This is a genomic window from Citrobacter sp. Igbk 16 (assembly GCF_028069755.1).
Classification (GTDB): Bacteria; Pseudomonadota; Gammaproteobacteria; order Enterobacterales; family Enterobacteriaceae; genus Citrobacter.
In genome coordinates, this window is sequence record NZ_JANEWJ010000005.1 from 131,908 (window position 1) to 155,866 (window position 23,959).

General features: G+C 48.4%; 19 protein-coding genes and 1 other RNA gene. 18 read left to right on the forward strand and 2 right to left on the reverse strand.

The window, feature by feature from the left end:
* Positions 1–80: 80 nt before the first annotated feature.
* Both NNO03_RS05710 and garD read right to left on the reverse strand, forming a co-directional pair.
* Positions 81–935 carry a tagatose bisphosphate family class II aldolase gene (locus NNO03_RS05710; RefSeq protein ID WP_271449039.1) on the reverse strand — a complete coding sequence of 285 codons (855 nt, stop codon included), beginning with the start codon at positions 933–935 and terminating at the stop codon, positions 81–83.
* Positions 936–1,114: 179 nt separating this feature from the next.
* A complete protein-coding gene (gene garD, locus NNO03_RS05715) occupies positions 1,115–2,686 on the reverse strand; it encodes a galactarate dehydratase (protein ID WP_271449040.1) in 1,572 nt (523 codons plus the stop codon).
* A 413-nt stretch (positions 2,687–3,099) separates the two neighbouring features.
* Between garD and garP the strand changes: the two genes are divergently transcribed.
* From garP to tdcD, 18 genes are all read left to right on the forward strand, one after another.
* A complete protein-coding gene (gene garP, locus NNO03_RS05720; RefSeq protein WP_271449041.1) occupies positions 3,100–4,434 on the forward strand; it encodes a galactarate/glucarate/glycerate transporter GarP in 1,335 nt (444 codons plus the stop codon).
* Positions 4,435–4,449: 15 nt separating this feature from the next.
* Positions 4,450–5,220, forward strand: coding sequence for a 2-dehydro-3-deoxyglucarate aldolase (garL, locus tag NNO03_RS05725; RefSeq protein WP_271440719.1), 771 nt, complete (start codon positions 4,450–4,452; stop codon positions 5,218–5,220).
* A gap of 30 nt (positions 5,221–5,250) precedes the next feature.
* On the forward strand, positions 5,251–6,141 hold the full coding sequence (garR, locus tag NNO03_RS05730) for a 2-hydroxy-3-oxopropionate reductase (protein ID WP_038634119.1): 891 nt from the start codon (positions 5,251–5,253) through the stop codon (positions 6,139–6,141).
* Between the two features lie 65 nt (positions 6,142–6,206).
* The gene (gene garK / locus NNO03_RS05735) at positions 6,207–7,352 is read left to right on the forward strand and encodes a glycerate 2-kinase (RefSeq protein WP_271449042.1); all 1,146 of its coding nucleotides are present in this window, start codon (positions 6,207–6,209) and stop codon (positions 7,350–7,352) included.
* 32 nt (positions 7,353–7,384) lie between these two features.
* An RNA gene (rnpB, locus tag NNO03_RS05740) (RNase P RNA component class A) lies at positions 7,385–7,761 on the forward strand.
* Between the two features lie 52 nt (positions 7,762–7,813).
* Positions 7,814–8,266: a hypothetical protein gene (locus NNO03_RS05745; protein WP_271449043.1), complete on the forward strand. Its 453-nt coding sequence runs from the start codon at positions 7,814–7,816 to the stop codon at positions 8,264–8,266.
* An 8-nt stretch (positions 8,267–8,274) separates the two neighbouring features.
* Entirely contained in the window at positions 8,275–9,930 is a 1,656-nt protein-coding gene (locus NNO03_RS05750) for an S-type pyocin domain-containing protein (RefSeq protein ID WP_271440715.1), read from the forward strand.
* On the forward strand, positions 9,931–10,182 hold the full coding sequence (locus NNO03_RS05755) for a bacteriocin immunity protein (RefSeq protein ID WP_149608060.1): 252 nt from the start codon (positions 9,931–9,933) through the stop codon (positions 10,180–10,182).
* A 22-nt stretch (positions 10,183–10,204) separates the two neighbouring features.
* Entirely contained in the window at positions 10,205–10,387 is a 183-nt protein-coding gene (locus NNO03_RS05760) for a CPCC family cysteine-rich protein (protein WP_149608070.1), read from the forward strand.
* An 879-nt stretch (positions 10,388–11,266) separates the two neighbouring features.
* Complete coding sequence (gene hdcC / locus NNO03_RS05765; protein WP_005131726.1) at positions 11,267–12,619, forward strand: histidine-histamine antiporter; 1,353 nt, start codon at positions 11,267–11,269, stop codon at positions 12,617–12,619.
* Between the two features lie 40 nt (positions 12,620–12,659).
* Positions 12,660–13,796, forward strand: a complete 1,137-nt coding sequence (locus tag NNO03_RS05770; protein WP_271440713.1) for a histidine decarboxylase — start codon at positions 12,660–12,662, stop codon at positions 13,794–13,796.
* A gap of 212 nt (positions 13,797–14,008) precedes the next feature.
* Positions 14,009–15,391 (forward strand): amino acid permease, encoded by a 1,383-nt coding sequence (locus NNO03_RS05775; protein ID WP_271449044.1) that lies wholly within the window; start codon positions 14,009–14,011, stop codon positions 15,389–15,391.
* A complete protein-coding gene (gene hisS / locus NNO03_RS05780) occupies positions 15,388–16,656 on the forward strand; it encodes a histidine--tRNA ligase (RefSeq protein WP_202037669.1) in 1,269 nt (422 codons plus the stop codon). Before NNO03_RS05775 ends, hisS begins: the two co-directional genes overlap by 4 nt.
* Positions 16,657–18,642 (forward strand): ATP phosphoribosyltransferase regulatory subunit, encoded by a 1,986-nt coding sequence (locus NNO03_RS05785; RefSeq protein ID WP_271449045.1) that lies wholly within the window; start codon positions 16,657–16,659, stop codon positions 18,640–18,642.
* Between the two features lie 674 nt (positions 18,643–19,316).
* Complete coding sequence (tdcA, locus tag NNO03_RS05790; RefSeq protein WP_003828596.1) at positions 19,317–20,255, forward strand: transcriptional regulator TdcA; 939 nt, start codon at positions 19,317–19,319, stop codon at positions 20,253–20,255.
* Positions 20,256–20,353: 98 nt separating this feature from the next.
* Positions 20,354–21,343, forward strand: coding sequence for a bifunctional threonine ammonia-lyase/L-serine ammonia-lyase TdcB (gene tdcB, locus NNO03_RS05795; protein ID WP_137382486.1), 990 nt, complete (start codon positions 20,354–20,356; stop codon positions 21,341–21,343).
* Between the two features lie 22 nt (positions 21,344–21,365).
* Entirely contained in the window at positions 21,366–22,697 is a 1,332-nt protein-coding gene (gene tdcC, locus NNO03_RS05800; RefSeq protein ID WP_271442072.1) for a threonine/serine transporter TdcC, read from the forward strand.
* Positions 22,698–22,728: 31 nt separating this feature from the next.
* Positions 22,729–23,937, forward strand: coding sequence for a propionate kinase (tdcD, locus tag NNO03_RS05805; protein WP_271449046.1), 1,209 nt, complete (start codon positions 22,729–22,731; stop codon positions 23,935–23,937).
* The last annotated feature ends 22 nt before the right edge of the window (positions 23,938–23,959 follow it).

The following is a 23,959-nucleotide window of genomic DNA, read 5'->3' on the forward strand; positions in this document are numbered from 1 at the left end:
AAGGGTAAAAGCATCTTTCGTGATCCAGCTTTAAAAACAAACCTTTGTCAGCACCCGTGCAATTCAAATTAATGAAGGACTTACAGCTTTCCTTCGCAGCCGCAGTCGGCAATGACTTTACGTACCACCTCTTTCATCGCCGCTTTTGCTGGCACCATGTAGTGCCGTGGATCGTTCGCATCGGTGTGGGCGCTCAAGTAGTTTTTGAGTGCGTCAGCAAAGGCGATTTTGAGTTCGGTAGCGACGTTGACTTTGCAGATCCCGAGGGCGATTGCGCGTTTAATATCCTGAGGGGGCAGGCCGGAAGCGCCATGTAAAACCAAAGGAATATCAACGCATTGACGAATCTCTTCTAACCGTTCAAAGTCCAGTTTTGGCTCTGCGGTGTACAAGCCGTGGGCAGTGCCAATGGCGACTGCCAGTGAGTCGATACCTGTTTTTTCTACGAACTCTCGAGCCTGCTCAGGGTGGGTATAAAGTGCATCCTTGCCATCAACGATCAGGTCATCTTCTTGCCCACCCAGGCGTCCCAGTTCTGCTTCAACGCTGGCGTCATAGCGGTGGCAGTAATCCGTCACGCGTTTGACTAACGCGATGTTATCGGCAAACGGTAAATGGGAGCCGTCGATCATGACAGAGCGAATCCCTGAGGAGACTTTTGCTTCAATATCGCTGACGCTTTCATGGTGATCGAGATGAATTGCCAGGGGGAGGTTCCAGCTTCTGGCCAGCTCGCTGGCGATAGCGACTATATTACCGACACCAGCGTAGCTAAAAGTACCTGGTGTTCCGGCGACGATCAACGGAGAACGTAGCTCGGCAGCCGTTTCCACGACAACCTGTAAGGTCTCGAGATTGTGGATGTTAAATGCGGGGACGGCGTAACCTTCTTGTTGAGCCTTCTTCAGCATTGTTTTGCTTGAAATGATAAACATACTTCCTCCGAAGTCTTTCGATTTCTTTCTTCGAAATAAAGTATAGGGTTTCGTAATGTTTTTTTGTGATTTTGATCTGAAAAATGAAAGTTTCGAAAGTAATGGGAGGGTTGCGAAAGTTTATGACAAAAAAAAGAGCATGCCCGTAGACATGCTCCTGAAGAAAAAACAGTGAAAAATCAGGTTACCGGTGCCGGGTTAAATACCGCCAGCTGGTTATGTAATCCCCACTGATCCGAGAAGGTTTTCTTACGCCCGCTGGCCACGTCGAGAATGAACTCGAATAGCTTCAAACCTACCTCTTCGATGGTTTCTTCTCCGGTCGCGATGGTGCCTGCATTGATGTCCATCAGATCAAACCAACGATTAGCCAGTTCAGTGCGTGTCGCCATTTTTATCACCGGAACGGCCATCAGACCGTACGGCGTACCGCGACCGGTGGTGAATACCTGCACGGTGATGCCGGAAGCAACCTGCTGCGTACCGCAAACAAAATCACTGGCGGGAGTTGCGGCGTAAATCAGGCCACGCCTGGTTGGACGCTGACCCGGCGACAACACTTCGACAATCGCGCTCTTGCCAGACTTGGCAATGGAGCCCAGCGCTTTTTCCACCACGTTTGCCAGACCGCCTTTCTTGTTGCCCGGAGAGGGGTTAGCGCTGCGGTCCGTTTTCCCCATATCGAGATAGTTGTCGTACCAGGCCATTTCTTCGAGCAGGCGTTTGCCCACCTCTTCGTTAATTGCCCGCGGGGTCAGAAGATGGATGGCATCTCGCACTTCGGTCACTTCCGAGAACATCACGGTCGCACCGCAGCGAACTAACAGGTCGGAGGCATAACCGACTGCCGGGTTGGCCGTTACGCCAGAAAACGCATCGCTACCGCCGCATTGCATGCCGACAACCAGTTCTGATGCCGGACAGGTTTCGCGCTGGCGCTGATTGAGCTTTGCCAGGTGGCGCTCAGCGACCTGCAAAATGTCTTCTACCATGGATTTAAAACCAACGTGTTTTTCATCCTGCAGGCTGACGATACTGGCGCTGTCTACCGGAATACTTTTCACATCGTGCGTACCTTCCAGCAGGCGCTCAGGCTGGAGTTTTTCGCAGCCAAGGCCGATGACCATGACTTCACCGCCGAAGTTTGGGTTCAGCGCAATATTGTGAATTGTACGAATCGGCACGATGGCGGCTGGGGCATTGATAGCCACGCCGCAGCCGTACAAGTGATTGAGCCCCACCACGCCGTCGACGTTCGGATAGTTGGGCAGCAGATCGCGCTCAATGATTTTCACGACATAATCCACCACGCCCGCCACGCAGTGCACGCTGGTGGAGATGCCGAGCAGATTCTTGGTGCCGACGCTGCCGTCAGCATTGCGGTATCCTTCGAAGGTATACCCCTCCAGCGGCGGCAGCGGTTCCGGGACTTTGGTGGCCAGCGGTAATGTTTCCAGCGGCGGGGCTTTTGGCAGTTCAACCATAGATTCATCGATCCAGCTGCCGCGTGGGATATCGCGAACGGCGAAACCTATTACTTCACCATAGCGGACGATTTCGCCATGAGCAGGAATATCTGTTAGTGCCACTTTATGGCCCTGGGGGATATGCTCTATCAGCGTCAGTCCATCCGGAAAACGTGTCCCGGCTTTCAGACCATTGTCATTGACAATAATCGCCACATTATCTGTGTCGTGTACTTTAATATAAAACGCCGTTGGCGATTCTTGTCTAATTTCGATATCGGCCATTGTCCAGTATTCTCCAGCCAGGTGGTGATAATAATTGTATGGGTGTTGTTATATTGAAGCTAATTAAAAGCAATAAAGACCTGGTATTGTGAAATAAGAATGTCAGGAGATTAAACCTGAGAATGTGACCATGATCACTTAAACTCAGGTACACCACGCCGCCAGAGGTGGCAATACGTAAATGTGTGCATTAGCGCCCATGCTTATGTGCATCCGCCCAAGAGAATATTCTAATGACTTTTCTTTAGTGAGCATTTGCACAATGATTAACCTTGTCACGCTGATTATACTAAATCACGGTTTCATAGCACCTGATAAATTATTGCGTATTTTTATTGGCGGTAATTAATTATTAAAATGCCTGCCAAATAATAATAAAAGACATGTGCCTGAGGTAACCCGAGGTAAATAGTATGATACTGGATACGGTTGTAGAGAAAAAGAAAGGCACGCACACTCGTTATTTAATATTGCTGATAATCTTTATTGTTACGGCCGTTAACTATGCGGACCGTGCGACGTTGTCTATTGCCGGTACGGAAGTGGCGAAAGAGCTACAGCTTAGCGCCATATCAATGGGTTACATTTTTTCGGCTTTTGGCTGGGCTTATTTGCTGATGCAAATCCCCGGCGGATGGCTGCTCGACAAGTTCGGCTCGAAGAAAGTCTACACTTACAGCCTGTTTTTCTGGTCGCTGTTTACCTTCCTGCAGGGATTCGTGGATATGTTTCCGCTGGCCTGGGCGGGTATTTCAATGTTCATCATGCGTTTCATGCTGGGCTTCTCTGAAGCGCCGTCTTTCCCGGCTAACGCACGTATTGTGGCCGCCTGGTTTCCCACAAAAGAGCGCGGCACGGCATCGGCAATTTTTAACTCCGCGCAGTACTTCTCCCTGGCATTATTTTCCCCGCTGTTGGGGTGGTTAACTTTTGCCTGGGGCTGGGAGCATGTCTTTACCGTGATGGGGGCGATCGGCTTTGTACTGACCGGGCTGTGGGTGAAACTGATCCATAACCCGACCGAGCATCCGCGTATGTCGCAAGAAGAACTGAAGTTTATCTCTGACAACGGCGCGGTGGTCGATATGGATCACAAGAAGCCGGGCGATGCGGCATCTGGCGGTCCTAAGCTGCATTATATCAAGCAGTTGCTGACTAATCGCATGATGCTGGGTGTGTTCTTCGGACAGTATTTTATCAATACCATCACCTGGTTCTTTCTGACCTGGTTCCCGATCTACCTGGTGCAAGAAAAAGGCATGTCGATCCTGAAGGTAGGCTTGGTGGCTTCTATTCCTGCGCTGTGTGGATTTGCCGGTGGCGTGTTGGGTGGGGTGTTCTCCGATTATCTGATTAAACGCGGCTCCAGTATTACTCTGGCGCGTAAGCTGCCAATTGTGCTCGGGATGCTGCTCGCGTCGACCATCATTCTGTGTAACTACACCGATAATACCACTCTGGTGGTGGCGTTGATGGCGCTGGCGTTTTTCGGAAAAGGCTTCGGCGCGCTGGGCTGGCCGGTGATTTCCGATACTGCACCGAAAGAAATAGTCGGTCTGTGTGGTGGTGTATTTAACGTATTTGGCAACGTCGCGTCCATCGTAACCCCGCTGGTGATTGGTTATCTGGTGAGCGAGCTGCACTCATTTAATGCTGCGCTGATGTTTGTAGGATGCTCGGCGCTGATGGCGATGGTTTGCTACCTGTTTATTGTCGGTGACATTAAACGTATGGAATTGCAGAAATAAACAAAGGTATAGGCGATGAATAACACGATATTCCCGAACAAATTTAAAGCGGCCCTCGCGGCGCATCAGGTGCAGATTGGCTGCTGGTCCGCGCTGGCCAATCCAATCAGTACCGAGGTATTAGGTCTGGCAGGTTTTGACTGGCTGGTGCTGGATGGTGAGCATGCACCGAACGATGTCTCGACGTTTATCCCGCAACTGATGGCACTGAAAGGTAGCATCAGCGCACCGGTTGTGCGTGTTCCGACTAATGAGCCAGTCATTATCAAGCGTCTGTTGGATATTGGGTTTTATAACTTCCTGATCCCGTTTGTTGAGACCGAAGAAGAGGCGGTAAACGCCGTAGCATCTACCCGTTATCCGCCGGAGGGGATTCGTGGTGTATCCGTTTCCCACCGCGCCAATATGTTCGGTACCGTGCCGGACTACTTTGCCCAGTCGAATAAGAACATCACCATTATCGTGCAGATCGAAAGCCAGCAGGGTGTCGATAACGTTGATGCCATCGCGGCGACCGACGGCGTAGACGGTATTTTTGTTGGTCCGAGCGATCTGGCTGCAGCATTAGGTCATCTCGGCAATGCTTCCCACCCTGACGTACAGAACGCAATCCAGCACATCTTTGCCCGTGCGAAGGCACACGGCAAACCCAGCGGCATTCTGGCCCCGGTAGAGGCGGATGCCCGTCGTTATCTGGAGTGGGGCGCGACATTTGTTGCCGTTGGCAGCGATCTTGGCGTATTCCGCTCGGCCACACAGAAGCTGGCTGACTCCTTTAAGAAATAACCACCATCGACAGTAGAGAGAGATAGAGATATGACAATGAAAGTTGGTTTTATTGGCCTCGGTATTATGGGTAAACCAATGAGTAAAAACCTCCTCAAGGCAGGTTACTCGCTGGTGGTTGCTGACCGTAACCCGGAATCCATTGCGGACGTGATTGCCGCAGGCGCAGAGACCGCCGCCACGGCGAAAGACATTGCCGAGCAGTGTGATGTGATCATCACCATGCTGCCGAACTCTCCGCACGTGAAGGAAGTGGCGCTGGGTGAAGGCGGCATCATTGAAGGGGCGAAACCGGGCACCGTGCTGATCGATATGAGTTCCATCGCACCATTAGCCAGCCGTGAAATCAGCGAAGCGCTGAAAGCGAAAGGTGTGGATATGTTGGATGCACCGGTCAGTGGCGGCGAACCGAAAGCGATTGATGGCACGTTGTCGGTGATGGTTGGCGGCGATAAAGCGATTTTCGACAAGTATTACGATCTGCTGAAAGCGATGGCGGGCTCTGTCGTGCATACCGGCGAAATTGGCGCGGGTAACGTCACCAAGCTGGCGAACCAGGTGATTGTGGCGCTGAATATTGCGGCAATGTCTGAAGCGCTGACCCTGGCGACCAAAGCGGGCGTGAACCCGGATCTGGTATATCAGGCGATCCGGGGTGGTCTGGCAGGAAGTACCGTACTGGACGCGAAAGCGCCGATGGTTATGGACCGCAACTTCAAGCCAGGCTTCCGTATTGATCTGCATATTAAGGATCTGGCGAACGCACTGGACACTTCTCATGGCGTAGGCGCACAGCTACCGCTGACTGCTGCGGTCATGGAAATGATGCAAGCGCTGCGCGCTGACGGGCTGGGAACGGCTGACCACAGTGCGTTGGCATGTTACTACGAAAAACTGGCGAAAGTGGAAGTCACTCGCTAACAAGAAGGGCGCGGATGCGCGCCCTGTATTTCTTGCCTTGCGCGGCACAGTCAGGCTACATAACTATGAAAATCGTAATTGCCCCAGACTCTTATAAAGAAAGCCTGTCTGCCTCCGAGGTAGCTCAGGCAATAGAAAAAGGATTTCGGGAAGTTTTTCCTGATGCGCAATATGTTTCTGTTCCGGTTGCTGATGGCGGTGAAGGGACAGTGAAAGCGATGATAGCCGCGACGCAGGGGACTGAACGTTCAGCCCTGGTGACGGGGCCTCTGGGCGAAAAAGTGAATGCCTGCTGGGGCATGTCCGGTGACGGTAAAACCGCGTTTATTGAAATGGCGGCAGCCAGCGGCCTGGCGTTGGTTCCTCCTGAGAAACGCAATCCATTAGTGACAACATCTTGTGGTACCGGAGAGTTAATTTTGCAGGCGCTGGAAAGCGGCGCGAAAAGTATCATTATCGGCATTGGCGGCAGCGCGACCAATGACGGCGGTGCGGGTATGGTGCAGGCGCTGGGGGCAAAACTCTGTGATGCCAACGGTACTGAAATCGGTTACGGCGGCGGCAGCCTGAATTGTCTCAGTGCCATCGATGTTTCAGGGCTGGATCCGCGCTTAAAAACCTGTTCAATCCGTGTCGCCTGTGATGTGACGAATCCTCTGACGGGCGATACTGGCGCATCCCGCATCTTTGGGCCGCAGAAAGGGGCGGCAGAGGAACACATTGTTGAGCTGGACCGTAATCTCTCCCACTATGCCGATATCATTAAAAAATCGCTCAGGGTGGATGTGAAAGACGTGCCTGGCGCGGGAGCTGCTGGTGGTATGGGGGCCGCGTTAATGGCTTTTTTAGGCGCGGAGCTGCGCAGTGGTATCGAGATTGTGACTCAGGCGCTCAATCTGGAAGAACATATTCACGATTGTACGCTGGTGGTCACCGGTGAGGGACGCATCGACAGCCAGAGTGTGCATGGCAAAGTGCCGATTGGTGTGGCAAATGTGGCGAAGAAGTACCACAAACCCGTAATTGGTATTGCCGGTAGCCTGACACGCGATGTGGACGTGGTACATCAATATGGCATTGATGCGGTGTTTAGCGTATTAACCCGGATTGGCACGCTGGAGGACGCTTTCCGCGGGGCATCGGATAATATTTACCGCGCTTCAAGGAATATCGCTGCCACGCTGGCAATCGGAATGCGTAGTGCAGGGTGACAAAGGCGCACGAACCCTCTATACTGCGCGCCGAAGCTGACCAGACAGTCGCCGCTTCGTCGTCGTCCTCTTCGGGGGAGACGGGCGGAGGGGAGGAAAGTCCGGGCTCCATAGGGCAGGGTGCCAGGTAACGCCTGGGGGGGAAACCCACGACCAGTGCAACAGAGAGCAAACCGCCGATGGCCCACGTAAGTGGGATCAGGTAAGGGTGAAAGGGTGCGGTAAGAGCGCACCGCGCGGCTGGTAACAGTCCGTGGCACGGTAAACTCCACCCGGAGCAAGGCCAAATAGGGGTTCACAAGGTACGGCCCGTACTGAACCCGGGTAGGCTGCTTGAGCCAGTGAGCGATTGCTGGCCTAGATGAATGACTGTCCACGACAGAACCCGGCTTATCGGTCAGCTTCACTCTTTATAAAACCCCGCTTCGGCGGGGTTTTTGCTTTCTGGGCAGGCTAAATGAATGACTGTCCACGACGCTATGTTCAAAATAACGCGGCTTATTGGTCAGCTTCATCTTCGTTTAAAACACTACATTAGTGTCTCTCTGGCCTTCATCGGTGAAAATGTGACACAGACGAGGCACACCAACGGCAGTTCCATCCCGAATATCCTGAAGCGTGGCAACCGCTACTGCCTTCATTTCCGACTTCCTTCAGGTGGCTTTTTTTACATGTCCCTGGGCTGCGATTCGGCCAGTGTGGCAACAGTATTTACACCTTCACCTACGCCACCAGGTCGAAGCATTGCCCATATAGCAAAACCTTTGATGCTTCACAAAGTGAATCAAAAATCAGGAAATATTCACTCTGAAAATTATTTAAAACATAGTTTTACTTTAAGTGAAAACAACTTCCTGCGTGTGGATGTTATTTGTACAATGCGTGCTGTATGTGAATTAATGCACTCTAAGTAGAGGGAATTATGGCTAAGGGATACATTCTTCATATGTACGATCCCACCACTTGTGGCGGTCGTGTACTGGAAGGAGCACCAAACAGAAGAACCAATGGGACTTCTGTTGCCCGGATGGGTGACCGGGTATCATGTGGTAAAGATGGCAATACTTACCGCATTGTCGGTGGCATTGGATGGATTAAAACGGATGGTCGCCTTGTGGCAGGCAGTCTGGACAGTTTCAGCAGTTGTCCCTGTAATGCAAAAATCATCCCGCAAATAACCGTACAAACCTATGAATCGCGCAGTGATTCCAGAACGTCGGCACCAGTAACAGCAACCACACCGCCGACAATCGTTTCCTCAAGTTCATCACCAGCGGCTAGCCCCGCTGCACTGCTGCCTGTCCCAGTCTTCGCTAAATCCCGCGAGCGTGGCTCAGGGAATACTGATGCAGGGAAGCAACAAGAACCGCATACTAATTTTGCAGAGATGGGCCTTTTCCGGGCAGCGCCTGCTGTTGACGCCGTAACAGATTCAGATGCCCCACAACACGCACAAACAGCAAAGAAAAAACCACAAGCCCCGGAAGATATTCCAAAACCGAAAAAGCGAAGCGCCCTGTATAAGTGGCTCAACGGCAATCACGAAGAGGTGCAATATCAGGCCGCAGTCGCAGCCGCTGCCAGTGCGACCAGAGCACAAACAGCCACCGCAGGTGCTGGCGTTCTGGAACAAGTTGCCGGGCGATTTGCTACATATGGAACATGGGCTGTACGAGGTGCGGAAATTGCCGCTGGTGGCGCTGGTGCCTCCGTTGCCGGATTCTTAGTAGGCATGATGCCTGGCAAACTCAATGAAGGAGAACAGGACTTCATCGACCGTATGCGGCTTGCACAAATGCGGGAAGCCCCTACGCGTGTTCGCTATTCGTGGGAGAATGACACCAACGGAAATCCCGTACCGCGTGGATATCACACGCCACCGGGTAAAGATATGGTGCGAGTCCGTAAGATGGAATGGGACCGCCGCTATGAGGCTTACACTTTCACCACTGAGGAAGAAAACCCCGTTACCCTTATCTGGACCCCGGACAGTTCGGGAGTTGACACTCCATCAAACACAGGCAACCAGACACCGCCAAGGCTACCGGGAACCATCCTTGTTAATCCGTTACCCGATGGAACACAGATCAGCAGTACGACAACCCCTGCACCGGATGAGAAAAATTTTGCGGATTACATTCTGATCCTTCCGGTATCAGATATCCCACCGATTTATATCTACATTCGAAACAATCCGGGACAAGTCACAGGCAAAGGCCAGAAGGTCACAGGCACCTGGTTAGCTGATGCGAATCAAGGCAACGGATCACCGATACCATCTCAGATTGCCGATAAACTGCGTGGGCGTACATTCTCCAACTTTGATAGATTCAGGGAAGCGTTCTGGCTAGAAGTTTCAAAAGACCCTGAATTGAGCCAACAATTTAAACGAGGAAACTTGGGAAATATTCGGGCAGGTAAAGCTCCAGCGCCAAGAGAATCTGAACAAGTTGGTGGCAAAATAAAATACAATATCCACCATATCAGGCCGATAAGTGAAGGTGGTGAAGTGTACGACGTCGACAACATGGGCGTAGTAACGCCAAAACGCCACATTGAGATCCATCGAGGTGAGTAAGTGAGCAGCATTAACGACTATACAGAAAGTGAATTTTTGGAATTTGTCCGTAAGTTATTCGATGTAGCGAATACTTCTGAAAGCGAAGACATTAAAAACATATTGGAGTTTAAGCGCTTGACTGAACACCCTGACGGATCGGACCTCATTTACTATCCCCGTGATGACCGCGAAGATAGTCCTGAAGGTGTTGTTCAAGAAGTCAAAGAATGGCGTAAAGCCAATGGAAAACCCGGCTTTCGAGATGAATAAGTCGCAAATTTTTGAGGCGAAGATGTTATGCCCCTGTTGTGAGCTGTTCGAGTTTAGCGGAGAGGGAAGTTTTGAATTATGCCCTGTCTGTGACTGGGAAAATGATTCAGTTCAGAGCAGTGATCCTGATTATGCTGGTGGAGCTAATATCATGAGCTTGAACGAAGCGCGCGAAGCATTCCGGCAAGGTCGAAAGGTAGGGTAACCCTGCTTTGGCAAATTCAATCTGTGAGTTGAACGGCTGGGTTTTGCCCCGGCCTTTCTTTTGTCTGTTAACCTGCTTTATCTGCCACACAAAGTGCGATACAGTCTGCGACACAAGACAACTCCAGCGCCGTAGATGCCTGACGTACAGTTGAACGAAGCCGCCTTATCGGTCAGCTTCACTCTTTATAAAACCCCGCTTCGGCGGGGTTTTTGCTTTTTGGGCAGGCTAAATGAATGACTGTCCACGACGCTATGCTCAAAATAACGCGGCTTATCAGTCAGCTTCACTCTTTATAGAACCCCGCCTCGGCGGGGTTATTGCTTTCTGGGCAGGCTAAATGAATGACTGTCCACGACGCTATGCTCAAAATAACGCGGCTTATCGGTCAGCTTCACTCTTTATAAAACCCCGCTTCGGCGGGGTTTTTGCTTTGTGAGGCGTAGCCCACAGGAAGGCATCGTTCTATCCGTTGTAACATAAATTATGTTCCCTCTTTTGAATCACACCCTTCTACTTTATCCATATCAGAAATGCCCGTTTTTGGCGTGATAAATAGGTGTCTTTAAATTACTCATAATTGTTAACATTGAAACAACACCATCAACAAAAAAGTACATTATTAATAAACGATCGTCGTGATTTTTTTCCTGATTATTTTAGTGTCGCCTTTGCTTTATTCAGGTCGAATAAAAGGGGACAGAGTCAATTACCAATAAAATGGTTAAAAAGTGAGCAAAAAAACCGCTCAAAAAAAATTGATTCATTATTATTTTTGATTGTTGTCACAATAATGGACATTTCTATTCATAACAATGGCCCACGAATTCAGTACGAATTTCCACTTATTGCAAAATTTTAAATTAATAGGAAACCATTATGGGAACAGTAAGCTCAGGCTCTGCTCATAAAATGGGAGTCATTGCCCTAACGTTAGTGACCGCATCAAATATGATGGGGTCTGGCGTATTTATGTTGCCAACTAATCTCGCAGGAATAGGCTCCATCTCAATATGGGGATGGGTATTTACCATCATCGGCGTTATTGCACTTGCATTAGTTTTCGCTAAAACCAGTCTAATTACACCTCGTACCGGCGGTATCGTTGCTTATGCCAGTGATGCGTTTGGTCCATTCATTGGGTTTCAGACAACAATGTGCTATTGGATCAGCGCATGGGTAGGTAACGTTGCATTATTGGTCGCAGGTGTCGGCTATCTCAGTTTCTTTTTCCCAGAGCTTAAAAATCCAACTTACGGTTGTATTGCCGCAATTATTATTCTGTGGGCATTTGTTTTCCTTGCTAGTTTTGGTGCCAAAGTTGCAGGGCGGGCACAATCGTTTACCGCAACCTGCGGGTTAATTGTAATTTTAGGCGTAGGATTCATTGGGTGGTTCTGGTTTAACCCGTCGCTCTATACTGAAGTTTATAATGGAACGGGTCATAGTGATTCCTCAGCAATAATTTCTGCTGCGTCGATTGCGCTATGGGGCTTCCTTGGTATTGAATCTGCAGTCGTTTCTACCGGCCAGGTCGAAGATCCTGAACGTACGGTTCCTCGGGCTACCGTTATGGGATTATTAATCGCTTCCGTATGTTATGTCGGTAGCTGCACCGTTATTATGGGGTTAGTACCACATAACGTTCTGGTAGATTCAGCCGCACCTTTTGCTGATGCCGCACGCTATATGTTCGGTAATACGGCAGGGAACATTGCTTCCGCACTGAGCATCATTGCCTGCTTTGGTTCCATTTCAGGTTGGCTGATACTTCAGTCAGAAGGCCCACGCGCAGGTGCTCAACAAGGACTTTTCCCGAAATTCTTTGAAGAAACCAACAAGCAAGATGTCCCGATGAAAAGCCTCATTTTTACCGGTGTATTAATGAGTATTGTCTTGCTTTTGACGGCATCTCCGAATTTGGCGAAGCAATTCCAGGCCGTAATCCTAATGTCGGTGTTTGCTTCACTTCTGCCATATATGTATGCCCTGATTTCGCTTCCAATTATCCTTGTCTCAAAGAAAGCCAATCGTGGAAGATCGTTTATGTTTTACTGCACGTTGGTTGTTATTGGCATGATTTACTGCATTTTTGCTTTGCTTGGTTCTGGCAGCGATTCCATATTCTGGGGCATCTTGATGATGATGGTAACCATTCCATTATTCTCTTTTGTTGCCGCCGGACGTAGTAAGAAAGGTCAGGATATTCTTTATTTAGATAAACGTATCTAAACGTATCCAACAGTATTGGTTTTATCCACGGGAGTTTAAAATGACATTATCTATTGTCGATCAGAATAAGCTCGATGCTTTTTGGTCATATTGCGTAAAAAATCAGTATTTTAATATAGGTTATCCAGAGTCAGCCGACTTCGATTACACGATACTGGAACGGTTTATGCGTTTCTCCATAAATAACTGTGGTGACTGGGGGGAGTATTGTAATTATTTGCTGAACTCGTTTGATTTTGAAAAAGAAGTAATGGAGTATTTTGCTAAGATTTTCAAAATCCCATTTGAAGAAAGCTGGGGGTATGTTACCAATGGGGGAACTGAAGGTAATATGTTTGGCTGCTATCTGGGGCGTGAACTGTTTCCAGAAGGTACGCTTTATTACTCGAAAGACACTCATTATTCCGTTGCAAAAATTGTTAAGTTGTTGCGCATTAAATCAAGTCTGGTGGAATCACAGCCGAATGGTGAGATGGACTATGATGATTTGATTCGTAAAATTCAACGCGATAATGAAGAACATCCGATTATTTTTGCAAATATCGGCACAACCGTTCGTGGCGCTATTGATAATATTGCTGAGATCCAACAACGGATTGGTCAGCTGGGTATCAAACGTGATGATTATTATCTACACGCTGATGCTGCGCTGAGCGGTATGATTTTGCCGTTTGTGAACGATCCGCAACCTTTTAACTTCGCTGATGGTATTGATTCTATCGGTGTTTCCGGCCACAAAATGATTGGTTCGCCTATTCCCTGCGGCATTGTGGTAGCGAAAAGGAAAAACGTTGACCGGATTTCTGTCGAAATTGATTACATCTCTGCACACGATAAAACCATTTCTGGTTCTCGTAACGGCCACACACCGCTAATGATGTGGGAAGCGATTCGCAGCCATTCCTGGAGCGACTGGCAACGCCGCATTGAACATAGCCTGAATATGGCGCAATACGCAGTCGATCGCTTACAGGCTGCGGGTATTGATGCCTGGCGCAATAAAAACTCTATTACCGTGGTTTTCCCTTGCCCGTCAGAAGCCGTCTGGAAGAAGCACTGTCTGGCCACCTCCGGTGACATCGCTCACCTGATTACCACCGCCCACCACCTTGACTCCAGCAAGATTGATGAGCTGATTGACGATGTGATCGCCGACCTGAACCAGCAGGCCGCATGAAGAAAGGGCAGTGATAATCATCACTGCCCTCAGGGGCGGCGCAACCGATGCCGAGACCAATCATTATCGGTTGCGTCTATCAGGCTCTGTTCTTACAGAGCCTGCAACGAGATTACCGCTTTACCGATGGGTTGTAACGACAAACTTTGGCCCTGAACATGCGCGGGAGAAGTCCCGTTCATCTCACCATGATCTATTAAATGAGGACTGGCATGGATAAATGTTGCGCGAAGACAAACCAAATGGGCCTGCTTGCGCTGACCATGATGACGGCATCAAATATGATGGGTAGCGGTGTGTTTATGCTGCCTGCCACGCTTGCGAGAATAGGTTCAATCTCTGTCTGGGGATGGGGACTCGCGTTTTTAGCGATTGCTGCCCTGGCGCTCATTTTTTGCAAAATGAGTGAGTTATTTCCGCGCAATGGCGGCATCATAGCCAGTATTACTGCCAGCTTTGGCCCCTTTATCGGCCTACAAATGACATTGTTCTATTGGTTGTCAACGTGGATTGGCAACTGCGCGCTGCTGTTAGCCGGCGTGGGATATCTCTCTTTCTTCTTCCCGGTATTACACAACCCACTTTATGGCACGACGGCATGCATTGTGCTGCTTTGGTGCTCTGTTCTTTGGGGATTACGTGGCGCAAAACGGGTTGGCTATATGCAAATGTTCACGGGCAGTTGCATGGTGCTGGTGATCCTCAGCATCGGCGTCATGGGCTGGGGGCATTTTGACGTTGCTCGTTATCAGGCAGCCTGGAATCTTAGTGGCGTCAGTGATCATCAGGCAATCATTAACGCGGCAACCATCTCATTATGGGGTTTTCTGGGGATTGAGTCTGCATCTGTCTCGTTTAGCCAAGTGAAAAACCCTCGCCGCACTATACCGCTGGCCACCTTGTTAGGGTTGGGGCTTGCTGGGTTATGTTATGCCAGTTCAACCAATGTCATGATGGGGCTGCTCCCCCATGATGTGCTGATGAACTCCTCCTCTCCTTTTGCCGATAGCGCGAAAGCCATGTGGGGCAGTACGGCTGGGGCGATTATTTCAGCCATGGTTGTTATCGCTTGCCTCGGTGCGATGCCAGGTTGGCAAATTCTGCAAACGGAAGTGCCCAGGGCTGCGGCGGAAGATAATTTGCTCCCTGCTTTTTTTGCCCGTACTAACCGCTATGGTGTTCCCTGGTGTGGGTTAGTTTTTACTGCAGCGCTGATGACTGCACTCCTGCTATTCACATTGTCGCCAAATCTGCAGAACCAGTTCCAGAGCGTGATTACCTTGGCCATCTCTGCCAGCTTACTCCCCTATGCATTTGCTGCAGTATCACTGCCGGTCATGATGGTTGTTCATCGCCGGGGAGGAGATGCCAGTTTCTGGACTTATTGCTGCCTTAGTCTGGTTGCGTTGAGCTTTATTGCGCTGGCGTTAATGACAGAGAGTGCCTCTACCGTGGTATGGGGAATTATTTTACAGATGATTACCATCCCTCTTTACCTTCTTTATGTTGCCCGGCGCCATCGCCTGAACAAGGGTGTCCCGCAGCACAATTTGACTGAACAATCTTTTTCTTTATTAAGCAAGGAGTTGTCATGAGCAAAATTCAGGCCATACGAGGTATGCGCGATGTGCTGCCTGACGAAACACCGATGTGGCAGTGGCTGGAGCGTAAATTTCATCAAATGGCGTTTCGTTATGGATACCAGGAAATGCGTCTGCCGCTCCTGGAACCCGTTGCGCTCTTTGAACGTGCGGTGGGTGAAGCGACCGATATCGTCTCAAAAGAAATGTACGACTTTACCGATAAAAGCGGCGAGCATATTACCTTGCGTCCGGAAGGAACCAGCGGATGTATGCGTGCGGTCCTGGAAAATAACATGTGTTACAACAAGTCACAGCGTTTGTGGTATCAGGGACCGATGTTTCGTTACGAGCGTCCGCAAAAAGGGCGGTTACGCCAGTTCACGCAGTTTGGCGTCGAAGCCTTCGGAATGTCCGGTGCCGATGTTGATGCTGAACTGATCTTTATGGTGCGCGATCTATTTGAAGATTTAGGCATATCACAGAACGTCCGGCTGGAAATTAACTCATTAGGGACGCCGGAAGAACGCCAGGCACATCGCAGGGAACTGGTGAGTTGGTTTACTCAACATAGAGACGTGTTGGACGAAGACAGCATCAAGCGCCTGGACGTAAACCCTCTGCGTATCCTTGATAGCAAAAACCCTGAAATGCAAGAAATGATAGAGAACGCACCTCGCTTACTGGATTTTTTGGGGGATGATTCACAGCGGCATTTCAATACGTTGCGGACTCTGCTCGACAATGCCGATATAACCTATCACATTAACCCACGACTGGTGCGCGGGTTGGATTATTATTCACGTACTGTTTTTGAATGGATTACCGATGACTTAGGTTCTCAGGGGACAGTCTGCGGTGGTGGTCGTTATGATGGTCTGGCAGAGTTATTTAATGGTAAGAAATTGCCCGCCTGTGGGTTTGCCATAGGTATCGAACGATTGTTGCTTCTGCTGCAGACTGTTTATGACGGCCTGAATCCTCAGTGGCAATTCCATCCTGATGTTGTGATTACCAGTGAGCTGGAGGATGGAGGCATACAGGTGCAAGTGCTGGCTTGCGCGCTTCGTCGAGACTTGCCTGGTTTACGTGTCCTCACTGATTGTAGCGGTACCAAACTTAAACGACAGCATCAAAATGCCCTTAAGAGTGGTTGTCGTTTTATTCTGACCATTAATGCTGATCAACAAATTCGGCTTTGGGATTTACAAAATAACCAGCAAAATTTACTAGCGATTCAAGATATTGCATTACGACTTGATGAGCTTAACCAGAAATAAATGAACTGGGCTATCAAAAGGGTATCTTGTTGTCTTTTGGTAGCTCCTGTAAGATTCTTTAGAAATCGTAATATATTAACAGACGTGGCTTATGCACTAATAAAAACACTATTTAGCCCACTTAAAGATTATTTACACATTATTCCTATGCCACGAAAAAACCGATTATTTATCGATGGAATTCCTCACCTCGTGCAATTGTGCGGGCATAATGATGAAACTATTTTTAAAGGTGAAGAGGATTACCAGTACTTTTATCAATGCGTTGATACCGCAATGGGTATTTATGCGATAAAATTGCATGCGTATTCTCTTTCTTCAAAAAAAATATTTTTATTTTTGTCCGCTCCTGATAAAGAATGCCTTGGGCGCTTTATGCAATATATTGCCAAAGGTTACACCCACTACTTCAACCACCGTCACCAGCGTCATGGTACGCTATGGGATAGTCGATACAATTGCTGCCCCGTCGAACCCAATGCCTATTTCTTGCTGACAAAAAAATACGTTGAATGCCATTGTGTAGATGAAACTCCTCATCATAGTTTTGCTGATTCCCCCGAAGTGCGGATCACTCCCCATGAGGAGTACCTGCGCCTCGGAGAAAATGCAGCGCAGCGTTCAGGTGCCTATCAGCGCTTTTGCCTGGGGATGATTGTTCCAGCAGTCATTACGCGTATTGAGTCATCTCTGGTGCAAAACTGCCTACTGGCAACGACGCCTTACTCTCAGTCACTGGAAGAAAAATATCAGCGAAATCTGCGGCCACGGAAAAGTGGGCGCCCACGTAAGCATTACCAGAACCCCGCCGCGGACTGGGAGTGGCTGGAAAAAAAAGCGGAGTATTTATTGCAGCAGTATTGCTACAAGGAGATCCGCATGCCACTTCTTGAAAGGCTGGAAGAAAACGCGACGAGGTCTTTTTCCGGTGAAAGTGATGAGCTAATGCTTAATCATCAGGCGTTATTTCGTGGCGATGGAACGATGGGATGTCTACGGCTTTTATCGCAATATCAGAATTTACAAATTGGCACACGATTATGGTATCTGGGGGCAATGTTCCGTCGTCAGAACCAGCAGAACATCAGCCAATTTCATCAATTGGGTGTGGAAGCGTTTGGCTATCCAGATATCGGCATTGAGATTGAACTTATTTCCTTACAATATGATTTTTTCAAATCGCTACAACTGTTGCCGTTTGTCGAACTCAAAATTAATTCATTAGGCAATGTAGAGGAATTCACTCAATTTCGCCGTCACTTGCAGCAATACTATCAGCCGCTGGCATCACTGCTGAATGCCAGGCAACTAGCTTGCCTGGAGCAACATCCTGAGCGTTTACTGAGTGATAAAGATAATTTGATGCTGCGGCTGGCAGAAAAAGCGCCGCAACTTGAAGCATGCCTGTCATTACAATCCCGCCAGCGTTTTACGCATCTTTGCGACTCACTGACTGCACTGAATATCCCTTTTACCCACGATAAAAATCTCTTCCCCGTAAATGACTATAACGACCAGCTTTTCGAATGGTATGCGGATTCATTGCATCATAATAAATTGCTGTGTCGGGGCGGGCGTTACGACAATAGCGCCAGTCGGTTAATTGGGCATCCTGTCTCTGCATGCGGTTTCGCTTTCATGCTGGAACCGATTATGCTGTTGCTCACCGCTACGAAAAAAGGCAGCGATTACGCTAAGCATGTCGATGTTGTCATCATACCCAGCCAGGAACGGGCACGGGATCAGGCAATACTGCTTGGTCGCCGACTCAGGCGAAATTTCCCGCATTTGAGCATTGTCAATGATTGCTCCATGCTACGCTTATCAACCCGGCAGAAGAATGCGCAACGCCAGGGGGCACGTTTTATTTTGCTTATCGACGGTAGCGACAATGAGGTCACTTTTTGTGATGAAGAAAACCATTGCTGGGTGCAAATCCCTCTTCATGAAGTGACTGCACACTTAAGTATGGCGTTAATGATGTAACCCGATAGGGCGCAATGAGCAATGACCTTCCCTTTACTAACGGGGATAACGTTCTTTATCTGGCAAAAGGTACTGGTGGATATTTCCTGTTTTGTGACAGACAACACAAAACGCTGTGCGATACGTTTTTATCGAGAATAAATGAACGTAATCGATCGCCATCACAAAATTACTCGCTGATAAATCGTACAAAATCAGTGTTAATCTGATGTTGTAAATGATAATTTTATGTATTGTTTTGTTTAAATATTAATAAATGCAATGTTTCTTTACAAACAAATAAGGCAAAAAAACGTGATGCATGGCGTTATTTATTCACAGTTACAATTAAAATATAATTAAATTGGATAAGTTGCTTATTAAATTTAAGCGTCATTTTGCCTGATAATTACTCTGTAATTGATTGAAATATAGCCTTTCATGTTTTTTGGAAATAGCGGAAAAAGCAGGTGTGTTATTGCCATAAAATTCCGTTATCCCCCCATCTTTTTTTGATTAAAGTCAGGTTAAAGTGAGATCGAGTTTTTGTAACGTATTGATTATAAAGTATTTTATTATTATATAATAATCTTACAAAAAGTAAGGTAAGGGGATTTGTGAGTGGTCGCACATATCCTCGATTGCTTAATTTGGTACACTTCCTGCCGTCAACAAAGTAATTAACGCAGGTCGATATGAATACTATTACTCTCCCTAAAACACAGCATTTAGTGGTCTTTCAGGAAGTCATTAGAAGTGGTTCTATCGGCTCGGCTGCAAAAGAATTAGGTTTAACTCAACCCGCTGTCAGCAAAATCATTAACGATGTTGAGGCTTATTTTGGCATTGAGTTAGTCGTACGTAAAAATACCGGTGTGACGCTGACCCAAGCAGGTCAGGTGATGCTTTCATGGTCTGAATCCATTACCCGCGAAATGAAAAATATGGTTGATGAGATGAACAGCATGACCAGCAACGCGGTCGTTGATGTGTCGTTTGGCTTCCCTTCACTGATCGCCTTTACCATCATGTCCGGCATGATTAAAAAATTCAAAGAAGTGTTCCCGAAAGCGCAGGTTTCTATGTATGAAGCTCAGCTCTCCTCCTTCTTACCGGCGATTCGTGACGGGCGTCTGGACTTCGCCATCGGTACGCTAAGTGATGAGATGAAACTGCACGATCTGCACGTCGAGCCGCTCTTTGAGTCAGACTTCATCCTGGTTGCCAGCAAGTCCCGAACATGCACCGGCATCACCTCGCTGAGCGCGTTGAAAAACGAACAGTGGGTGTTGCCACAAACGAATATGGGGTACTACAGCGAACTTCTTACCACGTTACAAAATAATGGCATCAGCAGTGAAAACATCGTTAAAACAGACTCTGTCGTTACGATTTATAATCTTGTTCTCAATGCTGATTTCTTAACAGTAATTCCCTGCGATATGACCACACCGTTTGGCTCAAACCAGTTTATTACTATCCCGGTAGAAGAAACCTTACCTGTCGCGCGTTATGCCGCCGTATGGTCGAAAAATTATCGAATTAAAAAAGCAGCATCTATTTTGGTGGAATTAGCCAAAGAATATTCATCATATAATTGTCGGAGACGAAGGCAATTAATTGAAATTGATTAAAGATTGAATTTGTTTTAACACAAAATAAACGCCATCTGTCTATATCTGACAATGGTCACGGCTATCTATTTACTTTAATACCCTAGTAAGAGGTTCTAATGCACATTACATACGATCTCCCAGTTGCAATTGAAGATATCCTCGAAGCGAAAAAAAGACTGGCGGGGAAAATTTATAAAACGGGAATGCCTCGCTCTAACTATTTTAGTGAACGTTGCAAAGGGGAAATTTTCCTCAAATTCGAAAACATGCAGCGTACCGGCTCATTTAAAATCCGTGGTGCTTTTAATAAGCTCAGTTCATTAACCGAAGCCGAAAGACGTAAAGGTGTGGTGGCGTGTTCTGCGGGTAACCATGCGCAGGGCGTTTCTCTCTCCTGCGCTATGCTCGGTATCGACGGCAAAGTGGTGATGCCAAAAGGCGCGCCGAAATCTAAAGTAGCGGCAACCTGCGATTACTCCGCAGAAGTTGTGCTGCACGGCGATAACTTCAACGACACTATCGCGAAGGTCAGCGAGATTGTAGAAACTGAAGGCCGTATCTTTATTCCTCCTTATGATGACCCGAAAGTTATTGCTGGTCAGGGCACTATTGGTCTGGAAATTCTGGAAGATTTATACGATGTCGATAACGTGATTGTGCCAATTGGCGGTGGCGGACTGATTGCGGGTATTGCCGTAGCAATTAAATCTATCAACCCAACAATTAGAATTATTGGTGTGCAGTCTGAAAACGTTCACGGCATGGCGGCATCTTTCCACGCTGGAGAAATAACCACGCACCGAACGACCGGCACCCTGGCGGATGGTTGTGACGTCTCTCGCCCGGGTACTTTAACGTATGAAATCGTTCGTGAGTTGGTAGATGACATTGTCCTGGTCAGCGAAGATGAAATTCGCAACAGCATGGTGGCATTAATTCAGCGAAATAAAGTTGTGACTGAAGGTGCCGGCGCGCTGGCATGCGCAGCATTATTAAGCGGGAAATTAGATAGCTATATCCAGAACAGAAAAACAGTCAGCATTATTTCTGGCGGTAATATCGATCTTTCTCGTGTATCCCAAATTACTGGTTTAGTTGACGCTTAATATACTTCGTTGAGGATAGGATATGAGTACTACTGATAGCATTGTATCCAGCCAGACAAAACAATCGTCCTGGCGCAAATCGGACACCACCTGGACACTGGGTTTATTTGGTACAGCCATCGGCGCCGGGGTGTTGTTCTTCCCTATCCGCGCAGGTTTTGGCGGCTTGATCCCCATTCTGTTGATGCTGGTGTTAGCATACCCCATCGCTTTCTATTGCCACCGTGCCCTGGCACGCCTGTGTCTTTCCGGTTCTAATCCTTCCGGCAACATCACAGAAACGGTTGAAGAGCACTTTGGTAAAACGGGCGGCGTGGTTATCACGTTCCTCTACTTCTTTGCGATTTGTCCGCTGCTGTGGATTTACGGCGTCACCATTACCAACACCTTTATGACCTTCTGGGAAAACCAGTTGCAGATGCCTGCGCTGAACCGTGGCTTTGTCGCCCTGTTCCTGCTGCTGCTGATGGCATTCGTCATCTGGTTTGGTAAGGACCTGATGGTTAAAGTCATGAGCTACCTGGTGTGGCCGTTTATTGCCAGCCTGGTGCTTATCTCTCTGTCCCTGATTCCTTACTGGAACTCTGCGGTTATCCAGCAGGTTGATCTCAGCAATATCGCGCTGACAGGTCATGACGGTATTCTGGTCACTGTGTGGCTGGGTATTTCCATCATGGTGTTCTCTTTCAACTTCTCGCCGATTGTTTCTTCCTTCGTCGTCTCTAAACGTGAAGAGTATGAGAAAGATTTTGGCCGCGAATTTACCGAGCAGAAGTGTTCTAAAATCATCTCCCGCGCCAGTATGCTGATGGTTGCGGTGGTAATGTTCTTCGCCTTTAGCTGCCTGTTCACACTCTCTCCGGCAAACATGGCGGATGCGAAAGCGCAGAACATTCCAGTACTGTCTTATCTGGCGAACCACTTCGCTTCACTGTCCGGGACGAAGTCCACCTTCGCGACCGTTCTGGAATACGGTGCTTCAATCATTGCACTGGTTGCTATCTTCAAATCTTTCTTCGGCCACTATCTGGGCACGCTGGAAGGTCTGAACGGTCTGGTGCTGAAGTTTGGTTACAAAGGCGATAAAACCAAAGTTTCCGCCGGTAAACTCAACACTATCAGCATGATCTTCATCATGGGGTCCACCTGGGTTGTGGCTTACGCCAACCCGAACATTCTGGACCTGATTGAAGCGATGGGTGCGCCAATTATCGCCTCACTGCTCTGCTTGCTGCCGATGTATGCCATCCGTAAAGCGCCGTCACTGGCGAAATACCGTGGTCGTCTGGATAACGTGTTTGTTACCGTGATTGGTTTGCTGACCATCCTGAACATCGTTTACAAACTGTTTTAATCCATAAGCTCAGGATGAGCGGAGTAGTGAAATGAATGAGTTTCCGGTAGTACTGGTTATTAACTGCGGTTCATCTTCCATTAAATTCTCAGTGCTGGATGCAGCAAACTGTGACGTTTTAATGGCGGGAATTGCAGACGGTATTAACTCTGAAAATGCGTTCATAGCCATTAATGGAGGTGAGCCAGCTAAGCTGGCTCACCACAGCTACGAAGATGCATTAAAGGCTATTGCCGTTGAACTGGAGAACCGTAATTTAATGGACAGCGTGGCCTTAATTGGCCACCGTATTGCCCACGGCGGAAATATCTTTACCGAATCAGCAATTATTACTGACGAAGTTATCGAGAATATTCGCCGGGTCTCTCCTTTAGCACCGTTACATAATTATGCGAACCTGAGTGGGATCGAGTCCGCGCAGCACCTTTTCCCAGGCGTGCAGCAGGTCGCGGTATTTGATACCAGCTTCCACCAGACAATGGCGCCTGAAGCGTATATGTACGGTTTACCGTGGAAATATTTTGAGGAGCTGGGTGTTCGTCGTTATGGCTTCCACGGCACGTCGCACCGTTATGTTTCTCAACGTGCGCATGAGCTGCTTGAGCTACCGCATGATGATTCTGGGCTGGTTGTGGCTCACCTCGGGAACGGGGCGTCTATCTGTGCGGTTCGTAATGGACAGAGCGTGGATACCTCGATGGGGATGACGCCGCTGGAAGGCCTGATGATGGGGACCCGCAGCGGTGATGTGGACTTCGGTGCGATGGCGTGGATCGCCAGTGAAACCAACCAGACGCTGAGCGACCTTGAGCGCGTAGTGAATAAGGAATCTGGCCTGTTGGGTATTTCCGGTTTGTCGTCCGACTTACGTACGCTGGAAAAAGCCTGGCACGAGGGACACGAACGCGCACAACTGGCGATTAAAACGTTTGTGCATCGTATTGCGCGTCATATCGCCGGACATGCTGCATCGTTGCATCGTCTTGATGGGATTATTTTCACCGGTGGAATTGGTGAGAATTCAGTATTAATTCGCCGCCTGGTGATTGAACACCTCGCCGTTTTAGGGGTGAATATCGACAGCGAGATGAATAGCCTGCCAAATTCCCATGGCGAAAGAATTATCTCTAATAAAGATGCTCGTGTTATTTGTGCGGTAATTCCCACAAATGAAGAGAAAATGATTGCACGTGATGCCATTGCGTTAGGCAAAATTAATACACCAGTAGAATTTGCATAATTAATTTTCAGCAGAGAGATTA